This window comes from Massilia haematophila (assembly GCF_042647645.1).
GTDB lineage: Bacteria > Pseudomonadota > Gammaproteobacteria > Burkholderiales > Burkholderiaceae_D > Telluria > Telluria haematophila.
In genome coordinates this window covers 4558339-4577460 of record NZ_JBHRVV010000001.1, presented here as the reverse complement: position 1 = coordinate 4577460, position 19122 = coordinate 4558339, and the positions used below count along the sequence as shown (strand labels likewise).

At 63.2% G+C, this 19122-nt stretch carries 16 protein-coding genes; 6 read left to right on the top strand and 10 right to left on the bottom strand.

Annotated features, from left to right (window positions below):
- Positions 1–10: 10 nt before the first annotated feature.
- From ACFOPH_RS20250 to ACFOPH_RS20240, 3 genes are all read right to left on the bottom strand, one after another.
- Positions 11–2632, bottom strand: coding sequence for a type VI secretion system Vgr family protein (locus tag ACFOPH_RS20250; RefSeq protein ID WP_379737064.1), 2622 nt, complete (start codon positions 2630–2632; stop codon positions 11–13).
- A gap of 160 nt (positions 2633–2792) precedes the next feature.
- Positions 2793–3734, bottom strand: a complete 942-nt coding sequence (locus ACFOPH_RS20245; RefSeq protein WP_379737063.1) for a GlxA family transcriptional regulator — start codon at positions 3732–3734, stop codon at positions 2793–2795.
- Between the two features lie 21 nt (positions 3735–3755).
- Positions 3756–4658: a DMT family transporter gene (locus tag ACFOPH_RS20240; RefSeq protein ID WP_379737062.1), complete on the bottom strand. Its 903-nt coding sequence runs from the start codon at positions 4656–4658 to the stop codon at positions 3756–3758.
- 199 nt (positions 4659–4857) lie between these two features.
- Between ACFOPH_RS20240 and ACFOPH_RS20235 the strand changes: the two genes are divergently transcribed.
- The 4 genes from ACFOPH_RS20235 (at position 4858) to ACFOPH_RS20220 (ending at position 8438) form a co-directional block, all read left to right on the top strand.
- Positions 4858–5316, top strand: coding sequence for a MarR family winged helix-turn-helix transcriptional regulator (locus ACFOPH_RS20235; RefSeq protein ID WP_312549828.1), 459 nt, complete (start codon positions 4858–4860; stop codon positions 5314–5316).
- Positions 5313–5594, top strand: a complete 282-nt coding sequence (locus ACFOPH_RS20230; RefSeq protein WP_312549827.1) for a hypothetical protein — start codon at positions 5313–5315, stop codon at positions 5592–5594. Before ACFOPH_RS20235 ends, ACFOPH_RS20230 begins: the two co-directional genes overlap by 4 nt.
- Positions 5595–5666: 72 nt before the next feature.
- Positions 5667–6500: an HDOD domain-containing protein gene (locus ACFOPH_RS20225; RefSeq protein WP_312549826.1), complete on the top strand. Its 834-nt coding sequence runs from the start codon at positions 5667–5669 to the stop codon at positions 6498–6500.
- A gap of 726 nt (positions 6501–7226) precedes the next feature.
- The gene (locus ACFOPH_RS20220) at positions 7227–8438 is read left to right on the top strand and encodes an ISL3 family transposase (protein ID WP_379732752.1); all 1212 of its coding nucleotides are present in this window, start codon (positions 7227–7229) and stop codon (positions 8436–8438) included.
- Positions 8439–8510: 72 nt separating this feature from the next.
- Here ACFOPH_RS20220 and secF read toward each other — a convergent pair whose 3' ends face one another.
- The 3 genes from secF to yajC form a co-directional block, all read right to left on the bottom strand.
- Complete coding sequence (gene secF / locus ACFOPH_RS20215) at positions 8511–9530, bottom strand: protein translocase subunit SecF (protein WP_312550102.1); 1020 nt, start codon at positions 9528–9530, stop codon at positions 8511–8513.
- A 15-nt stretch (positions 9531–9545) separates the two neighbouring features.
- Positions 9546–11423 carry a protein translocase subunit SecD gene (secD, locus tag ACFOPH_RS20210; RefSeq protein ID WP_379737061.1) on the bottom strand — a complete coding sequence of 626 codons (1878 nt, stop codon included), beginning with the start codon at positions 11421–11423 and terminating at the stop codon, positions 9546–9548.
- 65 nt (positions 11424–11488) lie between these two features.
- Entirely contained in the window at positions 11489–11821 is a 333-nt protein-coding gene (gene yajC / locus ACFOPH_RS20205) for a preprotein translocase subunit YajC (protein ID WP_312550100.1), read from the bottom strand.
- Positions 11822–12288: 467 nt separating this feature from the next.
- Between yajC and ACFOPH_RS20200 the strand changes: the two genes are divergently transcribed.
- The gene (locus ACFOPH_RS20200; protein WP_379737060.1) at positions 12289–13389 is read left to right on the top strand and encodes an NADH:flavin oxidoreductase/NADH oxidase; all 1101 of its coding nucleotides are present in this window, start codon (positions 12289–12291) and stop codon (positions 13387–13389) included.
- 173 nt (positions 13390–13562) lie between these two features.
- Here ACFOPH_RS20200 and tgt read toward each other — a convergent pair whose 3' ends face one another.
- Both tgt and queA read right to left on the bottom strand, forming a co-directional pair.
- Entirely contained in the window at positions 13563–14702 is a 1140-nt protein-coding gene (gene tgt / locus ACFOPH_RS20195) for a tRNA guanosine(34) transglycosylase Tgt (RefSeq protein WP_379737059.1), read from the bottom strand.
- Positions 14703–14710: 8 nt separating this feature from the next.
- A complete protein-coding gene (gene queA / locus ACFOPH_RS20190) occupies positions 14711–15733 on the bottom strand; it encodes a tRNA preQ1(34) S-adenosylmethionine ribosyltransferase-isomerase QueA (RefSeq protein WP_312550097.1) in 1023 nt (340 codons plus the stop codon).
- 19 nt (positions 15734–15752) lie between these two features.
- On the opposite strand from queA, the gene recG reads away from it, so the two are divergent.
- Complete coding sequence (recG, locus tag ACFOPH_RS20185; protein ID WP_379737058.1) at positions 15753–17900, top strand: ATP-dependent DNA helicase RecG; 2148 nt, start codon at positions 15753–15755, stop codon at positions 17898–17900.
- A gap of 298 nt (positions 17901–18198) precedes the next feature.
- Here recG and ACFOPH_RS20180 read toward each other — a convergent pair whose 3' ends face one another.
- Entirely contained in the window at positions 18199–18567 is a 369-nt protein-coding gene (locus ACFOPH_RS20180) for a glyoxalase superfamily protein (RefSeq protein ID WP_379737057.1), read from the bottom strand.
- 195 nt (positions 18568–18762) lie between these two features.
- Entirely contained in the window at positions 18763–19107 is a 345-nt protein-coding gene (locus ACFOPH_RS20175; RefSeq protein ID WP_379737056.1) for a hypothetical protein, read from the bottom strand.
- Between the last annotated feature and the right edge of the window lie 15 nt (positions 19108–19122).

Here is a 19122-nt window from a genome sequence, read left to right as displayed (position 1 = left end):
ATGATGGTAATTAGTCTGGGAGCAGTAGAAGAGAAAGCTTCGCCGAAGCGCGTGTTACGACACGCTCTGTCAAGCCGCTATCATCACTCCGTCCTTCCCATGTTTGACCATCATCTGCAACGATGCGATATCGACGGTTGGCAATGGGTGTGTGGCCATCAGAACCTATGAGCTGAAATTGCTCATCAAAGGTCTGCTCGTGCTCTGGCAGAGGAGCTGAAGCAGGAGCGACATGTATTGCAGCGGAAGAATGCGGCCGGGGCGAAGGGGCGAGTGTTTCTAAGTTGCCGTGAAATAATGTCGGCGCCGCGGTGAAGAACTGCACCTTGTCACTGATTTCAACCATGGATCCGGCTCCATGCAGGCGAATTCCTTTTTTTCCTTTCAGGTCGATCCAATCGGTTTCGCTTATGAGCGTTAGGACTTTTGCCGCTATAAGCTCGATATCGTCTTGTTTCGCTACAACCGATACCTTCCCAGCCGCCGCAAATAGCTTCATCCCTGCATTTTTGGCGAATAAGCGCAGGGTTTGTGCCACGCTTACAAAAAGACTATCCCCTGCGGCAATGGACACATCCCGCTTCGCGGTCAGGGCGATCTGCTCGTCACTGGACAGATGAGTGGGCTGTGCTGTTGAGGTCGCCAGTCCGGCCGCACTCGCAAAAATCAGGTGGGGAGCGGATAGTTCGGGGAATGGCTCTGAGGCTCCGGCCAAGGTCTTGTTCTGGCCATGCAACTTATCAGCGACATCGTCCTGATGTCCCCATTCCTGGGCTTGCTGGTCGATTGCGTCTTTAGCTTGCTTTTCGTGTAGCTGATGAGCATCTGCCAACCGCTTAAGAGGCTCCTTCATATCGGTAATGTGGGATTGGGCGCGATCACGCCGCTCAGTGGTGATCAACATTCCTCTTGCCGAGCGTAATGCCCCATGCCCGTCGGTACGTAACTCCCATCCCTCTCCACGCGCATCCGTTCGGCCGCGATTGTCCTCGATCCGCGTGATATATCCCAGCGAGAGCTGGCTGTGCTGATGATCACTCTTGAGCTGGGCCTGAATTTGCTCGTTCGTGTCATCCAGGATCAGGTGGTTGCTGCGTCCGCTTAGGGAATTGCCGGCATTCGGTGCCAGTTCCCGGCTTCGAAATCCAGTCAGCGCCTGTTGCGTCGGCAAGCGCCACGGCGGCATATTGCGTACATTAAATACCGTTCCTGTGATGATGGGTCGGTCCGGGCAACCATTCAGCCATTGGACAATGACTTCCATTCCTATCCGTGGAATCGCCGCCGCGCCAAGCTCTGCTCCTGCCCAAGAGCTCGACAATCGCAACCAGGCTGAACTACGTTCATCGTTGTTTCCAACACGATCCCAATGAAATTGCACGCGCACCCGTCCGTATTCGTCGGTATAAATACTGTCCCGCCCCGAGGGGCCGACGACAATGACAGTTTGAGGTGCAAGAATTTTGGTATCCGTACTGTTGAAGCAGCGCCCTGGGCGCCACGGAATATCCTTGCGCGTGCAAGTCAACCAGTTGCGATAGAGGATCTTTTCGTCCTCCTCCTGTAGATAGTTATTGGTAGCGAGGTGACGAACCGACAGAATCAGGAATTCGTCCTTACCGCGCTTTGTGCCGCGGCCAAACGGTCTGTGATTAAAGTGGTCTGTCAGCTTGAACCAGCGGCCCGGCTTCAGAAAACGATCATTGCCTTCCGCTTCGACGTATCGGGCAAAGGCTTCGATTTCCTCCATGCGAATGCGGCTCTGCGCATCACCGTCTCTGATGTTCCTGAATCCGTAAGCGCCGGCATATTCATAGGACTCGACCTCTGGCAGCTCGCCCTGCTGATTTAACGTAGGAAGCGTGACATTGGCGGGGATTGGAGATTTGAAATTGAAACCGCTTAAGGCAACACTGGAGGGCATGGCCTGACGCACTGGGGACCAGCAGTCAATTGCATCCTCTTCCAAGGCGCCGCCTTCGCCATGGAAGCGCACCTCTGCGCCACCATCGATCACCGGGGCCCGGATTGAATCGCTGCTGATGATGAGCGTATGGCCGCTGGCGTCGTGTTCGTACCAGTAATACCAGCCTGCGGCTTCCCAGCGACGGCTCAAATAGTTGAAGTCGGTTTCGTCGAACTGGCAAGCATCGGTCATGACGGGATCGTCGCCCGTCACACGCCATTCCCACCGCGGATATGTCGTGTAATCCTGAAAAATGCTTTCTGCCTGGGCGCGTAAGGTCTTGTTGTGAAACAGGTAGTTATCCTTGCGCAGGCTGAGGAATCTTAGCCAAGGGCCGAGTATGGCTTCATAGAAGGTGATGCCGCCGTCGGAATGACGACGCCTGAAGCTGAACACATAGCCGGAGAAATAGCGAAGGCTGCCGTCCTTACGCACTAACTCGATATTGAGCAACTTGCCCTGTACCGCTTTGAGCGCAATGGCAGGGTCATTGGAAAGCAGCTCTACCGTATATGCGAAATCTTTGGACAAGCCTTCTGTCGCATCGATCTTGTTGACTAAAATCTGAGCAGCTGGGGCGTCATTGTTAGGGAACGACAAGCGCAGGATGCGGTTGTACTGTCTGCCGTACATCAGGTCATGAATCGAACGGCTTAATTTGCTCATTATTGTCCCTTGAGAACTCGCGCTCGTCCTTCACAGACCAGCGTTTGTCATTATTCAAGGGCTTGCGATTTTACAACTTAATCAATCGCAAAGTGAGGAGCACGTAGTCGTGGCCGTCTGAACTTTCGAAAGAAGCCGAAAACGCTTCACGAGCTATAACTTATTCAGCCAACCTCCGCTGCCTCTCTTCCCGCGGAGTATTCCCAAACAACGCCCCAAACGCCGTCGAAAAATGCGACCCCGACGAGAACCCGCACATCAGCCCGACCTGCACGATCGAGTAATTCGTATCCAGCAGCAGCTGCCGCGCCCGTTTTAACCGAAGTTCGAGGTAGTAGCGCGACGGCAAACTGCCCAGATACTGCTTGAACAAGCGCTCCAGTTGGCGCCGCGACACCCCGGCCAGTTGCGCAATCTCGTCGGTCGACAGCGGCTCCTCGATATTCGCTTCCATCAAGGTCACTGCCTCGGTCAATTTGGGCTGCAACGTGCCAAAGCGCGCCTGCAGCGCCACGCGCTGGCGCTCTTCCCTGCCGCGCACGCGGTCGACGCAGAGGATTTCCTTCACCTGCGCTTGCACGGTCGAGCCGAAAATGGTCTCGATCAGGGTCAGCGCGAAGTCGACCGAGGCGGCGCCGCCGCAGCAGGTCAGGCGGGCGCCGTCGATTTCGTAGAGGTGAGGGGTGAACACGGCCTGGTCGGCGCGGCTGTCGGCGTCGGCGTACAGGGACCAGGGCAACGCGGTGCGCACGCCGTTCAGGGCGCCCGCTTCGGCCAGCCACAGCACGCCGGCGCCGACGCCGCCCCAGAAGGGCGCGGCGCGGCAGCGCTCGACCACGGCGCGGAAGTTGGCGGGCTTCAGGCCGGACTGGGCTTCGTCGGCGGCGAGCAGCACCAGGTGCCAGTGGCGCTGGCTGTCACCGGCGAACTTGTCGGGGCTGCGCACGTCCACGTGCAGGCGCTCGGGGCCGAGGATCTTGGCGGCCAGGCGCAGCGGCTGGGCCAGGCCCGACCAGCTCATCGTGTCCGGTTCGCCGGCGTTGACGAGCAGGATGCGCAGCGGCCGTTCCTGCGCCAGGAGGGGCAGTTCAGCTTGCGGCATGGGGGCGGATCGGGAAGGTGTTCACTCGGGTGCAAGCGCGGCGGAGGGCCGGCTTTCGGAATTCCATTGACTGACTATCATACCGGAGATCAACAGCAAACCGCCCAGCCAGCCGCGGGCGCTCAAGGCTTCGCCCAGCCAGAAGTAGCCGAAGAAGGCGGCCGCCGCCGGCTCGAAGGCGTAGACCACCGCCGCTTCGTTGGCCGAGGTGCGCGACTGGCCCCAGGTCTGCAGCGAGATAATGGCGGCGGTCGCCACCACGCCGAGGTAGGCGAAGTTCCAGCCGGCGTGGCCGAGATTGCCGACGACGTCGGCCAGGTAGGCGGCACGTGCTGCGGCGTCCCCCGGCAGTTCGCGGCCCAGCAGCCAGACCAGGGCGCACAGGGCGACGGTGCCGATCTGGGCCGCGGTGACGCTCAAGAGGCGCGTGGCGCGCCGGGTCTGCACCTCCATCACCTTGATGTAGACGCCGAAGCACAGCGCGCTCATCAGGGCCAGCGAATCGCCGGTACCCCAGGCGCCGCCATCCCAGCACAGCGCGGCCAGGCCGGCGATCGACATGAGCAGGGCCAGCACGATGCGGCGCTCCGGCAGGCGGCCGGCCAGCACGCCGAGCAGCGGCACGACCAGCACGTTCAGGCCGCAGATGAAGGCGTTGCGGTTCGAGCTGGTCAGCGCCAGGCCCTCGACCTGGAACACGAAGCAGAAGAACAGCAACACGCCGAGGATGGCGCCGGCGCGCACGTCGGCCAGCCTGGCGCGCCACAGGAAGGGCGACAGCAGCACGGCGGCCAGGGCGAAACGCACCAGGATGATCCACACGGCCGAGAAATGCCCGGTCAGGTCCTTCATTGCCGGAAAGGTCGTGCCCCACACGAGGGTGACGAGCAGCAAGGCGAGGATGCCGTGGAGGTGGCGGGTCATGTGTGGCTGATGGGCAAAACGCGTATGGTACGCCGCCCGGCCGTAAAAGGCGATAAGGCGGCGCCGGCCGTCCCAAAAAGGCCGGCGCCACGGGCTGCCCGTTTCCCGGTCGCGCACTGGCGAACACGGCACCATTTTCCCCGCTATGCATAGCGTGGCGGCGCTGTCGAACGCCCGCTGGCGGCTATAATCCCTGTTCATGGGGGAACGATATTTAAAGAGCGTCCGCTTGCTGGCCGAATGCCTGCAGGGCTTCGAGCGATACTCGGGCGAATCGGTGCGGCAGTACGGCTTGACGCATGCGCAGTTCGACATCATCGCCACGCTCGGCAACACCAGCGGGATGAATTACAAGGAGCTGGGCGAGCGCACCCTGATCACCAAGGGTACGCTGACCGGCGTGATCGAGCGGCTCGAGCAGAAAGGCCTGGTGCTGCGCGAACGCAGCCTGGACGACAAGCGCTCGTATTTCGTGCGCCTGACGGACAGCGGCGATGCCGTGTTCCGCGACGTCTTCCCGAAAGTTGTTGATCACGGCAAACAATTGTTTGCCGGGTTCAGCGACGCCGAGTTCGATGAAGTCGATGGCGCGTTGAAGAAACTGCGCGAACGGATACTCGGGTCCCCTTTACTAACACAACAAAAGGAATCATCTTGAAAACTTCCCTGATCGCAGGCAAAAAGCCGGCCCATTTCGACAAGCACATCATCGGCAACCTGCTGCTCGACGTGGCTTCGGAAGAAGAAGTGCGCGAGGAAGCGATGCTGATCGGCGTGCGCAACGAAGACGGCGAGATCTACCGCCTGATCGGCGCCACCAAGCTGAACAGCTTCATGAACGCCGTCGAAGAACTGTTCGACCTCGGCCTGGTCGACGAACTCGAGGACACCGAGGAACCGAAGGAAGACTGCGACGCCATCTTCAGCGAGCCCTGAGCGGCGTTGTAAAACGATGCTTCGAGGCAAATACTCCCGGGTGTGGCTAGCCGTTGGGGGTATAATTTTTCGATGGACAGACTTGACGCCCTCAAGAGCATCGCCGCCCAGGCCATCCGGGGCGAGCTCAGTTTTCCCACGAATGTCGACGCCACGCTTAAGCTGCAGCGTGCGCTGAACGATCCCGAGTGCCACGCCGACGCGGCGGCCCGCCTGGTCCAGGCCGAGCCGCTGCTGGCCGCGCGCACCGTTGCGATCGCCAATTCCGTTACCTACAACCGCGCCGGCAACGACGTGACCAACGTGCGCGCCGCCGTCCAGCGCGTGGGTTTCCGCACCCTCGGCGCGCTGGCCGCTTCCGTCATCGTGCGCCAGCTCAGCAGCGAGATCACCGACCCGGCGCTGCGCGCCCGCGCCGACCAGCTGTGGCGCCACTCGGCCCACGTGGCCGCATTGGCCCAGGTGATCGCGCGCCGCGTCTCCTTCGTCGATCCTGAAACGGCGATGTTCGCCGGCATCGTGCACGAGGTCGGCGGCTTTTACCTGCTCTCGCGCGCGCACGAGTACCCGGGCCTGCTCGAGGGCGGCGCCGATGACTGGCTGGAGCATGGCGAAGTGGCGATCGGCCGCGGCGTCCTGCTCAAGCTGGGCGTGCCGGCGCCGGTGATGGGCGCGATCGAAGCGATGTGGAACGGCCTGCGCGCGCTGCCGCCGGAAACCCTGGGCGACACCCTGCTGCTGGCGAACGACTTGTCGCCGGAGCCTTCTCCCCTGCTCGAGCGGCCGGGCGCAACCACCGCGCAGGCGGCGGCGACCATCGATTTCGCGGTGGGCGACGGGACGCTGGCCAGGATCATGGAGGAGTCGGCGCAGGAAGTGCAGAGTTTGACGTCGGCGTTGATGTAGGCCTTTTCATTTTTTCTCTGAAACCCGATTGACGTTCGTGGGGCTGTTGCCTCCCCTGCTGGCGGCTTTCTTGATCCGCGTGGGCACGAGTGCCTAGCGCGGCCCGGCCCACCCTACAGGACACGCTGCGTATCCGGGTTTCGTATGCACTCGCCGTTGGCGATGACCGTAGGGTGGGCTCTCGAGCCCACGCGGATGTAAAACACCGATAACACTACAGGCAACAGCCCCACCACCGCCAGCATCCCAATCGGGCACCAACAAAAAAAATGCCCACTCCGGAGAGTGGGCAAAGTCCAAAACTAGGGATGTCCTGAAAGAGACAGTTCCACTATAGTTCCCAGCCCCCCTGCCCTCTGTGCGCCAATTCACTTTCGTGTGACATTTGTGTTAAATGTCGATGACAGGCGATCGCGGCAAAAAAAAACCCGCTCCGGGAGGGAGCGGGTGAAGTCCAAAACTAGGGATGTCCTGAAAGAGACGGTTCCACTATAAGGTTCTGCTACCCCGGCACTCTGTGCGATAACTCACACAAGGCTGGGAAATGTCACATTTCGAACAATTCTTTGTAAAAATCGAGATGGGGAAATGGCTTATGCATAAAAAAAGGTTCTTCGCGGGGAATGGGGGAAGACGGGATTGACGAACTGAGCAGGAGGTGGTGGCGGAGGTCTGATGTTGGTAGATTGATAGTCGCCAAACAAATCAGTCTGTCAAACCACCGCCATGCTCAATGCTATGCCGTCTGTCCCGTTTTGGGAAGGCCATATTGTCGATGCCGTCCACGAACAAGAGGACGGGTCGCTGTTAATCGTTCTCGATACCAGCCCTTCAAGCGAAGCTTTGTGCGGGGCATGCCGCCAGCCTTGCGCTCTGGTTCATGAGCGCCGAAGGCGTAAGGTGCGTGACCGCGACATTCTGGATAGGCGTGTCTGGCTCGATGTGCCGGTGCGGCGACTGGACTGCCATCACTGCGACGCACGGGTAGCCGAGCACATTGTTTGGCTCGACCGCCGGGCGCGCATCACGCACCGCGTGCGCCTCTGGGTGGAGGCGCTGGCACAGCTGCTTCCGATAGCCCATGTGGCCCGGTTGACCGGCCTGCACTGGCATACCATCAAGGACATCGATCATCGGCGCTTGCAGCACCTGCATGGTGGCTTCTCGGCAGAAGGCGTACGGCGCTTGGTCATGGACGAATTCGCCCTGCACAAGGGGCACCGGTACGCCACTGTCGCCCTGGATGCCGAACGAATGCGGGTGCTATGGGTGGGAGAAGGCAATAGCCGGGAAGCGATTCGGCCGTTCTTCGAGTTGCTGGGAGAGGAAGGCTGCCAGCGGATCGAAGCCGTTGCCATGGATATGAACACGGCCATGGACCTCGAAGTTCGCCAGCAATGTCCAAACGCAGAAGTCGTCTACGACCTGTTTCATGTGGTGGCGCGCTTCGGTCGCGAAGTGGTCGACCGGGTTCGTGTCGACCAGGCCAATGCCTTGCGTGCCGAACCAAAAGCCCGCCAGGTCATCAAGCGCAGTCGCTGGCTGTTACTGCGCAATCGTGACAACCTCAAGGCCGAGCAGGCCGTCAAGCTCGAAGAGCTGTTGGCTGCCAACCAGCCCTTGGCAACGGTTTACCTGCTCAAGACCGAGCTGAAGGAAATCTGGTATGCGCCATCAGTCCGGGACGGTGCCCGGCGGTGGAAAGCCTGGCTCAAGCTCGCCTTGCAAAGCCAGATCGCACCGCTGATCCAGTTTGCCAAACGCCTGGCCAAATATCGCCGCGGCATCCTGGCATCAGCCATCTATCCGATGAGCTCATCGATCCTTGAAGGCGTCAACAACCGCATCAAGGTCATCAAGCGCATGGCCTACGGTTTTCGGGACGCATCCTACTTCTTCCTGAAAATCAAGGATGCGTTCCCCGGCAAAGTGCGATGAACCTAAAAAAATGCCGCCACGGCCAGGCCGGGCGGCATTCTTCATGCAGGCAGCATCATCAGGCCATGCGTATCAGACCACGGCGCCGTCGGTCTCGTCCTTGGCCTTGACCGGCTTGACCAGGTCTTCGCGCTTGACGCCGAACCACATCGCCAGCGCGGCGGCCACGAACACCGACGAATAGATGCCGAAGCAGATACCGATCGTCAGGGCCATCGCGAAGTAGTGCAGCGACGGACCGCCGAAGAACAGCATCGACAGCACCATCATCTGGGTCGAGGCGTGGGTGATGATGGTACGCGAGATGGTGCTGGTGATCGCGTGGTCGATGACCTCGGTCACGCTCATCTTGCGCTGCTTGCGGAAGGTCTCACGGATCCGGTCGAAGATGACGACCGACTCGTTGACCGAGTAACCCAGCACCGCCAGGATCGCGGCCAGCACCGTCAGCGAGAATTCCCACTGGAAGAAGGCGAAGAAGCCGAGAATGATGACGACGTCGTGCAGGTTCGCCAGGATTGCGGCGACCGCGAATTTCCATTCGAAGCGCACGGCCAGGTAGATCACCACGCCGACCACGACCATGATCAGCGCGTTCAGGCCGCTTTGCGCCAGCTCGTCGCCGACCTGCGGACCGACGAAGTCGACGCGCTGCAGGCTCACCACTTCGGCGCCGGCCGCGTTGGCGCAGCTGGTGCGCTCGATCTGCTGGCCCTTCTCGGTCACGTTGATCTGCTTCGGCGTGCCGCCTTCCGAAGCGCAGATCGCCTTGAAGGCGTCGCCCGAGACGGTCGAGCCGGCCGCGGTCTTCACCGGCGGCAGGCGCAGCATGATGTCCTGGGCGGTGCCGAAGCTGGCCACTTCCGGCGCTTCATGGCCGATCGAGCGCAGCGTGCCGCGGATCTTTTCCTGGTCGGCCGCGTGTGGGTAGCGCAGTTCCATCACGGTGCCGCCGGTGAACTCGACCGAGAAGTGCAGGCCCTTGCTCACCAGGAAGAACACCGCGGCGAGGAAGGTCAGCGCCGAGATCACGTTGAAGATCAACGCGTGGCGCATGAACGGGATGTCCCGCTTGATTTTGAAAAATTCCATGACGTTTCCTAGTCCTTAATTCTTTTCAGCGGGCAGGCCCGGTTTCCAGACGGTGCCGACGGAGAGCTTGCTCAGTTTCTTGCCGCGGCGGCCGTACCACAGGTTGACGAAGCCGCGCGAGACGAACACCGCCGAGAACATCGAGGTCAGGATGCCCAGGCTGTGCACGACCGCGAAGCCGCGCACCGCGCCGGTACCGAAGATCAGGAGCGCCAGGCCGACGATCAGGGTGGTCACGTTGGAGTCGAAAATCGTGTCCCAGGCGTGGCTGAAGCCGTTCGTGATCGCCTGCTGCGGCGTGGCACCGGCACGCAGTTCCTCGCGGATGCGCTCGTTGATCAGCACGTTGGCGTCGATCGCCATGCCGAGCGCCAGCGCGATGGCGGCGATGCCAGGCAGGGTCAGGGTGGCCTGCAGCATCGACAGCAGGGCCAGCAGGAACAGCACGTTGGCGGCCAGCGCGATGGCGCTGAAGATGCCGAACATGTGGTAGTAGACGATCATGAAGACGGCGATCGCGACGAAGCCCCACAGGGTCGAGTGCAGGCCGCGGCTGATGTTTTCGGCGCCGAGCTGCGGGCCGACCACGCGTTCCTCGATGAACTCCATCGGCGCCGACAGCGCGCCCGAGCGCAGCAGCAGCGCCAGTTCGTTCGCTTCCTGGGCGTTGCCGATGCCGGTGATCTGGAAGGTCGAGCCCAGTTCGCTCTGGATGGTCGGGGCCGACGGCACGGTGTACTTGCCTTTCTCCTTGAGCAGGATGGCCATGCGCTTGCCGACGTTTTCGCGGGTGACGAGGCGGATCTTGCGGCCGCCGTCGCCGTTCAGGTCGACCGAGACGGCCGGCTGCTGGTTCTGGTCGAAGCTGGCGACGGCGTTGGTGATGTAGTCGCCGGTCAGGATGATGTCCTTCGACACCACGACCGGGGCGCCGCGGCCTTCGGTGAACAGTTCCGAGTTCAGCGGAATCGCGGCCGACAGTTCGGTGCCGGGGGTCACGGTCGGATCGACCAGGCGCAGTTCCAGGGTCGCGGTGCGGCCGATCAGGTCTTTTGCGCGGGCGACGTCCTGCACGCCCGGCAGCTGGACGATGATGCGGTCGGCGCCCTGGCGCTGGATGACCGGCTCGGTCACGCCGAGTTCGTTGATACGCTTGGACAGGGTCGAGATGTTCTGGTTGACGCCTTCCTCGACGATGCGCTTGAGCGCCTCGGCCTTCATGGTGGCGACCAGCTTCAGGTCGGTGCCGTCGGCGGCATCAAGCAGGGTCAAGTCGGCGATCTGCTTGCCCAGCACGGTGCGGGCGGCGGCGCGGGTCTGCTCGTCGCGGAAGCTGATCTCGATCGCGTTGCCGCTGCGCTCGATGCCGGCGTGGCGCACGTTGGCGTCGCGCAGGACGCTGCGTACGCTGGCCAGGGTGCCCTTGAGGCGGGTTTCGAGCACGGCTTTCGAGTCGACCTGCAGCAGGAAGTGGACGCCGCCGCGCAGGTCGAGGCCGAGGTTCATCGGCAGCGCGCGCATGGCCTGCATCCAGGCGGGGGTGTTCTTCACCAGGTTGACGGTGACGATGTAGTCGGGGTCTTCCTGATTGCGGTTCAGCTGGCGCTCGAGTGCGAGCTTGGCCTTGAACTGGGCGTCGGTGGTATCGAAGCGGGCACGCACGGCGGTCGAGTTACCCGAGCCGTCGAGCGTGACCTGGTTGGCCGGAACACCCTCGCGTTTCAGCACTTCCGCGACCTGGGCCGTGGTGTCGCTGTTGATCTTGACCGTGGTCTTGCCGGTCGTTACCTGCAGCGCCGGCGATTCGCCGAAGTAGTTGGGCGCCGTGTACAGCGCGCCAAGCAGGAGCGCGACAGCGATCAGTATATATTTCCAGAGCGGATAGCGATTCATAGTGTTCCAGCGTTCTATGTTGAGCGGCGCGCGGCCCCAGGCATGGCAAGGGCCGCGGCGCCGGCTTACAGGGACTTCAGGGTGCCCTTCGGCAGCAGCGTGGTGACTGCGTTCTTTTGCACGACCATTTCGGTGCCGGCGGCCACTTCCAGGGTGACGTAGGCGTCCTTGACCTGCACGACGCGGCCCAGGATGCCGCCGGCGGTGACCACTTCATCGCCCTTCGCGAGCGCATCCATCATGGCTTTCAGCTCTTTCTGGCGCTTCTGCTGGGGGCGGATCATCAGGAAATACATGACCACGAACATGATCAGCAGCGGCGCGAAGGTCGTCAGGTTACCCATCAGGCCAGGATCGGCGGCGGCGGTGGTTTGCGCGTAAGCGTTGGAAATGAACACAAGGACTCCGATTATGAGATAAAAAAAACAGCGCTGTATTCTAGCACCGGCGAACTGCCAGCGGCCATTCCGCCGCATCTGGGGATGGGTATAAAAAATGCAAGTAGGAAATCTCTTGCAGATATGTGCGGGTTGCGTAGGGTGGGCACTCGTGCCCACGCGGTCGTGCTGATGCAGTCTGCATAGGATGAGCTTGCCCGAAACGGCCGCTCATAGGTTTTGGTTGAGCTTAAATGCGCGATTGCTCAGGAGGGATACCGCGTGGGCTCAAGAGCCCACCCTACAAAATCCCCGGTCAGCACGGAAGTGGCCGCTCACACACCATCCAAAACGAACCCGGTCTCAGCAGAAATTTTCCGGCGGGAGTATGATCCGCCCCCTTCACCGATCAATCCCGATTACTTGCCCTGTGCAGCCCCCTCCGGCCGCACCGGGCCCGTTTTACCCTTGCAAAAAGAAACACACGAATGTCAGCACTGTTTACCCCCTTCTCCCTCAAGGACGTCACCCTGCGCAACCGCATCGCGGTGCCTCCGATGTGCCAGTACAGCGCCACCGACGGCCATACCAATGACTGGCACACCACCCACTACGAAAGCATCGCCCGCGGCGGCGCCGGTCTGGTGATTGTCGAAGCGACCGGCGTCTCGCCGGAAGGCCGCATCACCCCGGGCTGCCTGGGCCTGTGGTCCGACGCGCACGTGCCGGGCCTGGCGCGCATCGCCGCCGGGATCAAGGCCGGCGGCGCCGTGGCCGGCATCCAGATCGGCCACGCCGGCCGCAAGGCCAGCGCCCAGCGTCCCTGGGAAGGCGACGACCACATCCCAGCCGGCGACCCGCGCGGCTGGGACACCATCTCGCCGTCCGCCGTCGCCTTTGGCGCCAACCTGCCGCAGGTGCCGCAAGCGATGACCATCGCCGACATCGAGCGCGTGAAGGCCGACTTCGTCGCCGCCGCACGGCGCGCCCTGGAGGCCGGCTTCGAATGGCTGGAGCTGCACTTCGCGCACGGCTACCTCGGCCAGAGCTTCTTCTCGGTCCACGCCAATCAACGCACCGACGAATACGGCGGCGACCTCGCCGGCCGCAGCCGCTTCCTGCTCGAGACCCTGGCAGCGGTGCGCGCCGTCTGGCCCGAGCGCTTCCCGCTGACGGCGCGCTTCGGCGTGATCGAGTTCGACGGCCGCGACGAAGAGACGCTGGCGGAATCGATCGAACTGACGCGCCAGTTCCGCGCCGGCGGCCTGGACCTGCTGAACGTCAGCGTCGGCTTCTCGACCCCGGACGCGAACATTCCCTGGGCCTCGGGCTTCCTGGCGCCGATCGCCGAGCGCGTCAAGCGCGAAGCGGGCATTCCAGTAGCGTCGTCGTGGAACATCGACTCGCCGGCGGTCGCCAACCGCGTCGTGGCCGATGGCCAGATGGACCTGGTGATGATCGGCCGCGCGCACCTGGGCAATCCGCATTACCCGTATGCGGCGGCCAAGGCGCTGGGCCTGGACAAGCCGTCGTGGACGCTGCCGGCGCCGTATGCGCATTGGCTCGAGCGCTATCGCGCGGCGGAGTAAACGACAAAGCGGCGCCGAGGCGCCGCTTTTTTTCCATGGCCCCGCAAACGTGCGTTGACCGCGTGGGCACGGGGCGCCCACCCTACAACCATCCAGGCCACCGGCCGGAACCGCGTAGGGTGGGCGCCCCTGTGCCCACGCGTTCAACCAGCAGCAGCACAGCCGCGCACCGATTACACCCCGCGCGCCCGGTCCGCGTTGAACTGCAGGCGGAACGCATGGAAGCCATCCGCATCGATCGCGTCGCGGATCTCCTGCATCAGGTTCAGGTAGTAGTGCAGGTTGTGGATGGTGTTCAAACGCGCACCCAGGATCTCGTTCGAGCGGTGCAGGTGATGCAGGTAGGCGCGCGAGAAGTTCTTGCAGCAGTAGCAGGTGCAGGATTCGTCCAGCGGCGCGGTATCGTCCTTGTAACGCGCGTTCTTGATCTTCACATCGCCGAAACGGGTGAACAGCCAGCCATTGCGCGCGTTCCGGGTCGGCATCACGCAGTCGAACATGTCGACGCCGTTGGCCACGCCTTCCACCAGGTCCTCGGGGGTGCCGACGCCCATCAGGTAGTGGGGCTTGTTCTCCGGCAGGCGCGGGCCGACGTGGGCCAGGATGCGCTTCATGTCTTCCTTCGGCTCGCCCACCGACAGGCCGCCGATCGCCAGGCCCGGGAAGTTAATATCTTCCAGGCCCGCCAGCGACTCGTCGCGCAGGTGCTCGTACATGCCGCCCTGGACGATGCCGAACAGCGCGTTCGGATTCTCGCCGCGGTTGAATTCGTTCATCGAACGCTGGGCCCAGCGCAGCGACATGCGCATCGACTTGGCCGCTTCTTCGGCGGTGGCCGGACGGCCGTCGATCTCATACGGCGTGCACTCGTCGAACTGCATCACGATGTCCGAGTTCAGCGAACGCTGGATCTGCATCGACACTTCCGGCGACAGGAATTTGCGCGAGCCGTCGATCGGCGAGGCGAAGGTGACGCCCTCTTCCGTGATCTTGCGCATCGCGCCCAGCGAGAACACCTGGAAGCCGCCGGAGTCGGTCAGGATCGGCTTGTCCCAGCCCATGAAGCCGTGCAGGCCGCCGAATTTATCCAGCACCTCGGTGCCCGGGCGCAGCCACAGGTGGAAGGTGTTGCCCAGGATGATCTGCGAGCCCACTTCCTTCAGCTCGACCGGGTCCATCGCCTTGACCGAGCCATAGGTCCCGACCGGCATGAAGATCGGGGTTTCGATGGTGCCGTGGTTGAGTTTTAAACGGCCGCGGCGCGCATGCGACAGGCCGCTGGTGTCTTTCTTCAGGAGCGTAAATTCGAGCATCGGTATTCTTAACGGGAAGTGGTGGTCAGCAGCATGGCGTCGCCATAGCTGAAGAAGCGGTATTCGCTGGCGATCGCGTGGGCGTAGGCCTTGCGGATCTCCTCATAGCCGGCAAAGGCCGACACCAGCATCATGAGGGTCGACTTCGGCAGGTGGAAATTGGTGATCAGGCGCGTCACCGTCTTGAAGCGGTAGCCCGGCGTGATGAACAGGGCGGTGTCGTCGCTGCCCGCCACCAGTTCGCCCGACTGCGAGGCCGACTCCAGCGCGCGCAGGCTCGTGGTGCCGACGGCAATCACGTCGCGCCCGGCCGCCCTGGCGGCGCGCACGGCATCGACCGTCTCTTGCGCAATGGTGTACCACTCGGAGTGCATCTTGTGCTCGGACAGGTCCTCGACGCGCACCGGCTGGAAGGTGCCGGCGCCGACGTGCAGGGTGACATAGGCGAGTTTCACGCCCTTCGCCTGCAACCTGTCGAGCAGCGGCTGGTCGAAGTGCAGGCCGGCGGTCGGCGCGGCGACAGCGCCCGGCTCCTTCGAATACACGGTCTGGTAGCGCTGCTCGTCGACTTCGTCGGCGTTGTGCTCGATGTAGGGCGGCAGCGGCAGGCGGCCGTGGGCTTCGATCAGCTCGAACACGTCGCCCTCGAAGGCGAGCGTGAAGAACTCGCCGGCGCGCTCGCCGACGGTAACGTCGAAGGCATCGGCCAGGCGGATGCGGTTGCCGGGCTTTGGCGATTTGGAGGCGCGCACCTGGGCCAGCACGGTGCGCTTGTCCAGCACGCGCTCGACCAGGACTTCCACCTGGCCGCCGGTTTCCTTGACGCCGAAAAAGCGCGCCTTCAGCACGCGGGTATTGTTCATCACCACCAGGTCGCCCGGCTGGAGCTGGTCGACGATGTCGGCGAAATGGCGGTCGGTGATGCGGTCGCCGTCGAGCTGCAACAGGCGCGAGGCGCTGCGGTCGGGCAGCGGCAGCTGCGCGATGCGCTCGGGCGGCAATTCAAAATCGAAATCGGAAAGCGAGTACATTCTGGTCAATTCTGGGAAAATGGGGGCTGGCAGCTTTACAATAGAGGCTGCAGCGCGTGCGGCGAACCCTCTATTTTACGCTGATGCACGCCAACCTGCCGCATCTATGCCCGCTTCCAAGACCACTTCCGCCCCGAAAACCACAGAAAGCAAGCTCGCCAAGCTCGGCCTGCGCAGCGACATGGACCTGGTCCTGCACCTGCCGATGCGCTACGAGGACGAGACCAGGATCGTGCCGATCCGCGAGGCCTGCCTGCGCGGCGGCCATGTGTCGCAGGTCGAGGGCGTGGTAACAAAAAACGAGATCGCCCTGAAACCGCGGCGCCAGCTGCTGGTCACGATCGCCGACGAGAGCGGCGACATCCTGCTGCGCTTCATGAATTTCTACGGCAGCCAGGTCAAGCAGCTGGCCGAAGGGGTGCGCGTGCGCGCCCGCACCGAGGTAAAGCACGGCTTCTTCGGGGCCGAGATGGTCCATCCGGTCTATAAAGTGGTCAACGAGGGCGCGCCGCTGCCGACCTCGCTCACGCCGGTCTACCCCTCGGGCGAAGGCCTGTCGCAGACTGTGCTGCGGCGCGCGATCGCCGATGCCATGCGGCGCGTCGACTGGGTCGACACCGTGCCGCCGAGCGTGCGCCGCAAGCTGGGCCTGGTCGACTTCGAGCCGGCCATCAAACTCCTGCACTATCCGCCCAAGGACGCCGACGAATACGCGCTGATGGACAAGTCGCATCCGGCCTGGACGCGCGTGAAGTTCGACGAGCTGCTGGCGCAGCAGTTGTCGCTGAAACGGGCCCAGCGCGCCCGCCGCGACAAGGGCGCGCCGACCCTGCGCGCCGTGGGCGCGTTGTCCGAGGCATTCCTGCGCGCCCTGCCCTTCCAGCTCACCAATGCCCAGCAGCGCGTGGTGGAGGAAATCCGCGCCGACCTGCGCGAAGGTTATCCGATGCAGCGCCTGCTGCAGGGCGACGTCGGCAGCGGCAAGACGGTGGTCGCCGCGCTGGCGGCGGCGCAGGCGATCGACAGCGGCTACCAGGCGGCGCTGATGGCGCCGACCGAGATCCTGGCCGAGCAGCATTTCAGGAAGATCGCGGCCTGGATGGAGCCGCTCGGCGTGAAGGTCGCCTGGCTCACCGGCAGTCTCAAGAAGAAGGAAAAGGCGGCGGCCAGCGAGATGGCCGAATCGGGCGAGGCGAACCTCGTGATCGGCACCCACGCCCTGATCCAGGACTCGGTGCAATTCGCGAAACTCGGCCTGGTGCTGGTCGACGAACAGCACCGCTTCGGCGTCGGCCAGCGCCTTACGCTGCGCAACAAGGGCAGCGACGGCCTGGTGCCGCACCAACTGATGATGTCGGCTACGCCGATCCCGCGCACCCTGGCCATGACGTATTACGCCGATCTTGAGGTGTCGGTGATCGACGAGCTGCCGCCCGGCCGCACGCCGATCGTCACGCGCGCCATCGACCAGAACCGGCGCGATGAAGTCATCGAGCGCGTGCACGCGGCCGCGCTCGAAGGGCGCCAGGTCTACTGGGTCTGCCCGCTGATCGAGGAATCCGAGGCGCTGCAGCTGCAGACGGCGACCGAGACCTACGAAACCCTGGCCGAGGCCCTGCCCGATCTGCAGGTCGGCCTGGTGCATGGGCGCCTGAAGCCGGCCGAGAAGCAGGTGATCATGGACGCCTTTGCCGCCGGCGAGGTGCACGTGCTGGTCGCGACCACCGTCATCGAGGTCGGCGTGGACGTGCCGAACGCTTCGCTGATGGTGATCGAGCACGCCGAGCGTTTCGGTTTGTCGCAGCTGCACCAGCTGCGCGGACGGGTCGGCCGCGGTTCGGCGGCCAGCGTCTGCCTGTTGCTGTATCAAAGCCCGCTCGGCCAGGTGGCCAAGCAGCGCCTGATGACGATGCGCGAGACCACCGACGGCTTCGAGATCGCGCGGCGCGACCTGGAGATCCGCGGGCCGGGCGAATTCCTGGGCGCGCGCCAGTCGGGGCAGGCGATGCTGCGCTTTGCGGACCTGGAGACCGACCAGTGGCTGGTGGAAGATGCACGCGACGTGGCGGCGGCGCTGCTGGAGCGGGACAGTCCCGAGGCGATTGCCATCGTCGATGCGCACCTGGCGCGCTGGCTGGGTGGGCGCGAGGAATTCTTGAAGGTCTGAGGCAGCGCGCTGGTGTTGCCGTGATCTTGCGCGAAGTTCGTAGGGTGGACTCCTGAGTCCACGCTGTGCATCGGTTGAGCAACCGTACACATCATGAATACCGATGCGCTCCGATCAAACGCCGTACCGCGTGGACACAGGTGCCTTGCGCGGCCCGGTCCACCCTACGACCTGATCGAACGCCGTACAGCGTGGGTTCGAGAACCCACCCTACAGGACCGCGGTATGCGTAGGGTGGGTTCTTGAACCCACGCGGTAAACATCATGCATACCGACAGCCTGTCCGCGACGCGCCCGCTCACGCGCTGATCGCGCTGGTAAACGTCAACCGGTTCCCGAACGGATCGGTCACCGCCATGTCCCGTGTCCCCCACGGCATCTCCTCGATGCCGGGCCGGGCGTTGCCATGGCCGCGCGCCGTCAGTTCGGCGTGGTAGGCGTCGATGTCGTCGGCTTCGATCCGCAGTCCCGCTCCCGGGCAGCAGTCGCCATGGTGTTCGCTCAGGTGCAGCACGCAGCTGCCGCGCGAGATTTGCAGGTAGAGCGGAAAACCCGGCTCGAAGCGGTGTTCCCAGTCGACCTCGAAGCCGAGGAAATCCACGTAGAATGCGCGCGCCTTCGCTTCGTCGAAGATGCGCAGGATGGGAGCGACCTTGCTCAGCGTCATTTAGCCTCCGATGAATGGGCCAGCCGCATGGTAAGACAATGCAGCCGCCATCCGGTTTCAGCCGTCGCGCCGGCGTCAGCGCTATCTCAAGCCTAGAGCCCTAACAGAACCTTCAGGGCAAGGCGCAGCGTCGAAGACAGTACGCCTGTACGGCAAGACGATGCAACGCTGCCATGGAGGTTCTGTTAGGCGCTCTCAATCCACCCGCGTCAGCTCGACGCCGTCGACCGTCATCTTCCACTTGTCGCCCTCGCGTTGCGGCGGCTTGCTGACGACAAAGGTCGAGCGCACGAAGCCCCAGCCGATGTCGAAATTGTCGCCGTCAAAACCCTGCAGGTCGACGCTGAGGTCGAGCTTCTTGCTGGGCCGGTCGCGCTTGTACTTGATCTTGCCGTCCTTGGCCATCTGGATGCGCATCTCCTTGCCCTGCCAGTCGCCGACATAGGCCAGCTTGTCGGCGGGGACGGGAACGGGTTCGGCCTGGGCGGCAAGGGGCAGCAGGAAGGCGGCGGCAAGGAGGGTGGCGCGCAGGGCAGACATGGAGGACTCCGGACA

Bases quoted from the DNA above. Each gene is read 5' to 3' on its own strand.
- ACFOPH_RS20220 (WP_379732752.1), top strand. From the start codon at position 7,227: ATGCTCAATGCTATGCCGTCTGTCCCGTTTTGGGAAGGCCATATTGTC.
- ACFOPH_RS20240 (WP_379737062.1), bottom strand. From the start codon at position 4,658: ATGACCCGCCACCTCCACGGCATCCTCGCCTTGCTGCTCGTCACCCTC.
- ACFOPH_RS20180 (WP_379737057.1), bottom strand. From the start codon at position 18,567: ATGACGCTGAGCAAGGTCGCTCCCATCCTGCGCATCTTCGACGAAGCG.
- ACFOPH_RS20250 (WP_379737064.1), bottom strand. From the start codon at position 2,632: ATGAGCAAATTAAGCCGTTCGATTCATGACCTGATGTACGGCAGACAG.
- recG (WP_379737058.1), top strand. From the start codon at position 15,753: ATGGGGGCTGGCAGCTTTACAATAGAGGCTGCAGCGCGTGCGGCGAAC.
- secF (WP_312550102.1), bottom strand. From the start codon at position 9,530: ATGGAATTTTTCAAAATCAAGCGGGACATCCCGTTCATGCGCCACGCG.
- tgt (WP_379737059.1), bottom strand. From the start codon at position 14,702: ATGCTCGAATTTACGCTCCTGAAGAAAGACACCAGCGGCCTGTCGCAT.
- ACFOPH_RS20245 (WP_379737063.1), bottom strand. From the start codon at position 3,734: ATGCCGCAAGCTGAACTGCCCCTCCTGGCGCAGGAACGGCCGCTGCGC.
- ACFOPH_RS20235 (WP_312549828.1), top strand. From the start codon at position 4,858: ATGGGGGAACGATATTTAAAGAGCGTCCGCTTGCTGGCCGAATGCCTG.
- ACFOPH_RS20175 (WP_379737056.1), bottom strand. From the start codon at position 19,107: ATGTCTGCCCTGCGCGCCACCCTCCTTGCCGCCGCCTTCCTGCTGCCC.
- secD (WP_379737061.1), bottom strand. From the start codon at position 11,423: ATGAATCGCTATCCGCTCTGGAAATATATACTGATCGCTGTCGCGCTC.
- ACFOPH_RS20225 (WP_312549826.1), top strand. From the start codon at position 5,667: ATGGACAGACTTGACGCCCTCAAGAGCATCGCCGCCCAGGCCATCCGG.
- ACFOPH_RS20200 (WP_379737060.1), top strand. From the start codon at position 12,289: ATGTCAGCACTGTTTACCCCCTTCTCCCTCAAGGACGTCACCCTGCGC.
- queA (WP_312550097.1), bottom strand. From the start codon at position 15,733: ATGTACTCGCTTTCCGATTTCGATTTTGAATTGCCGCCCGAGCGCATC.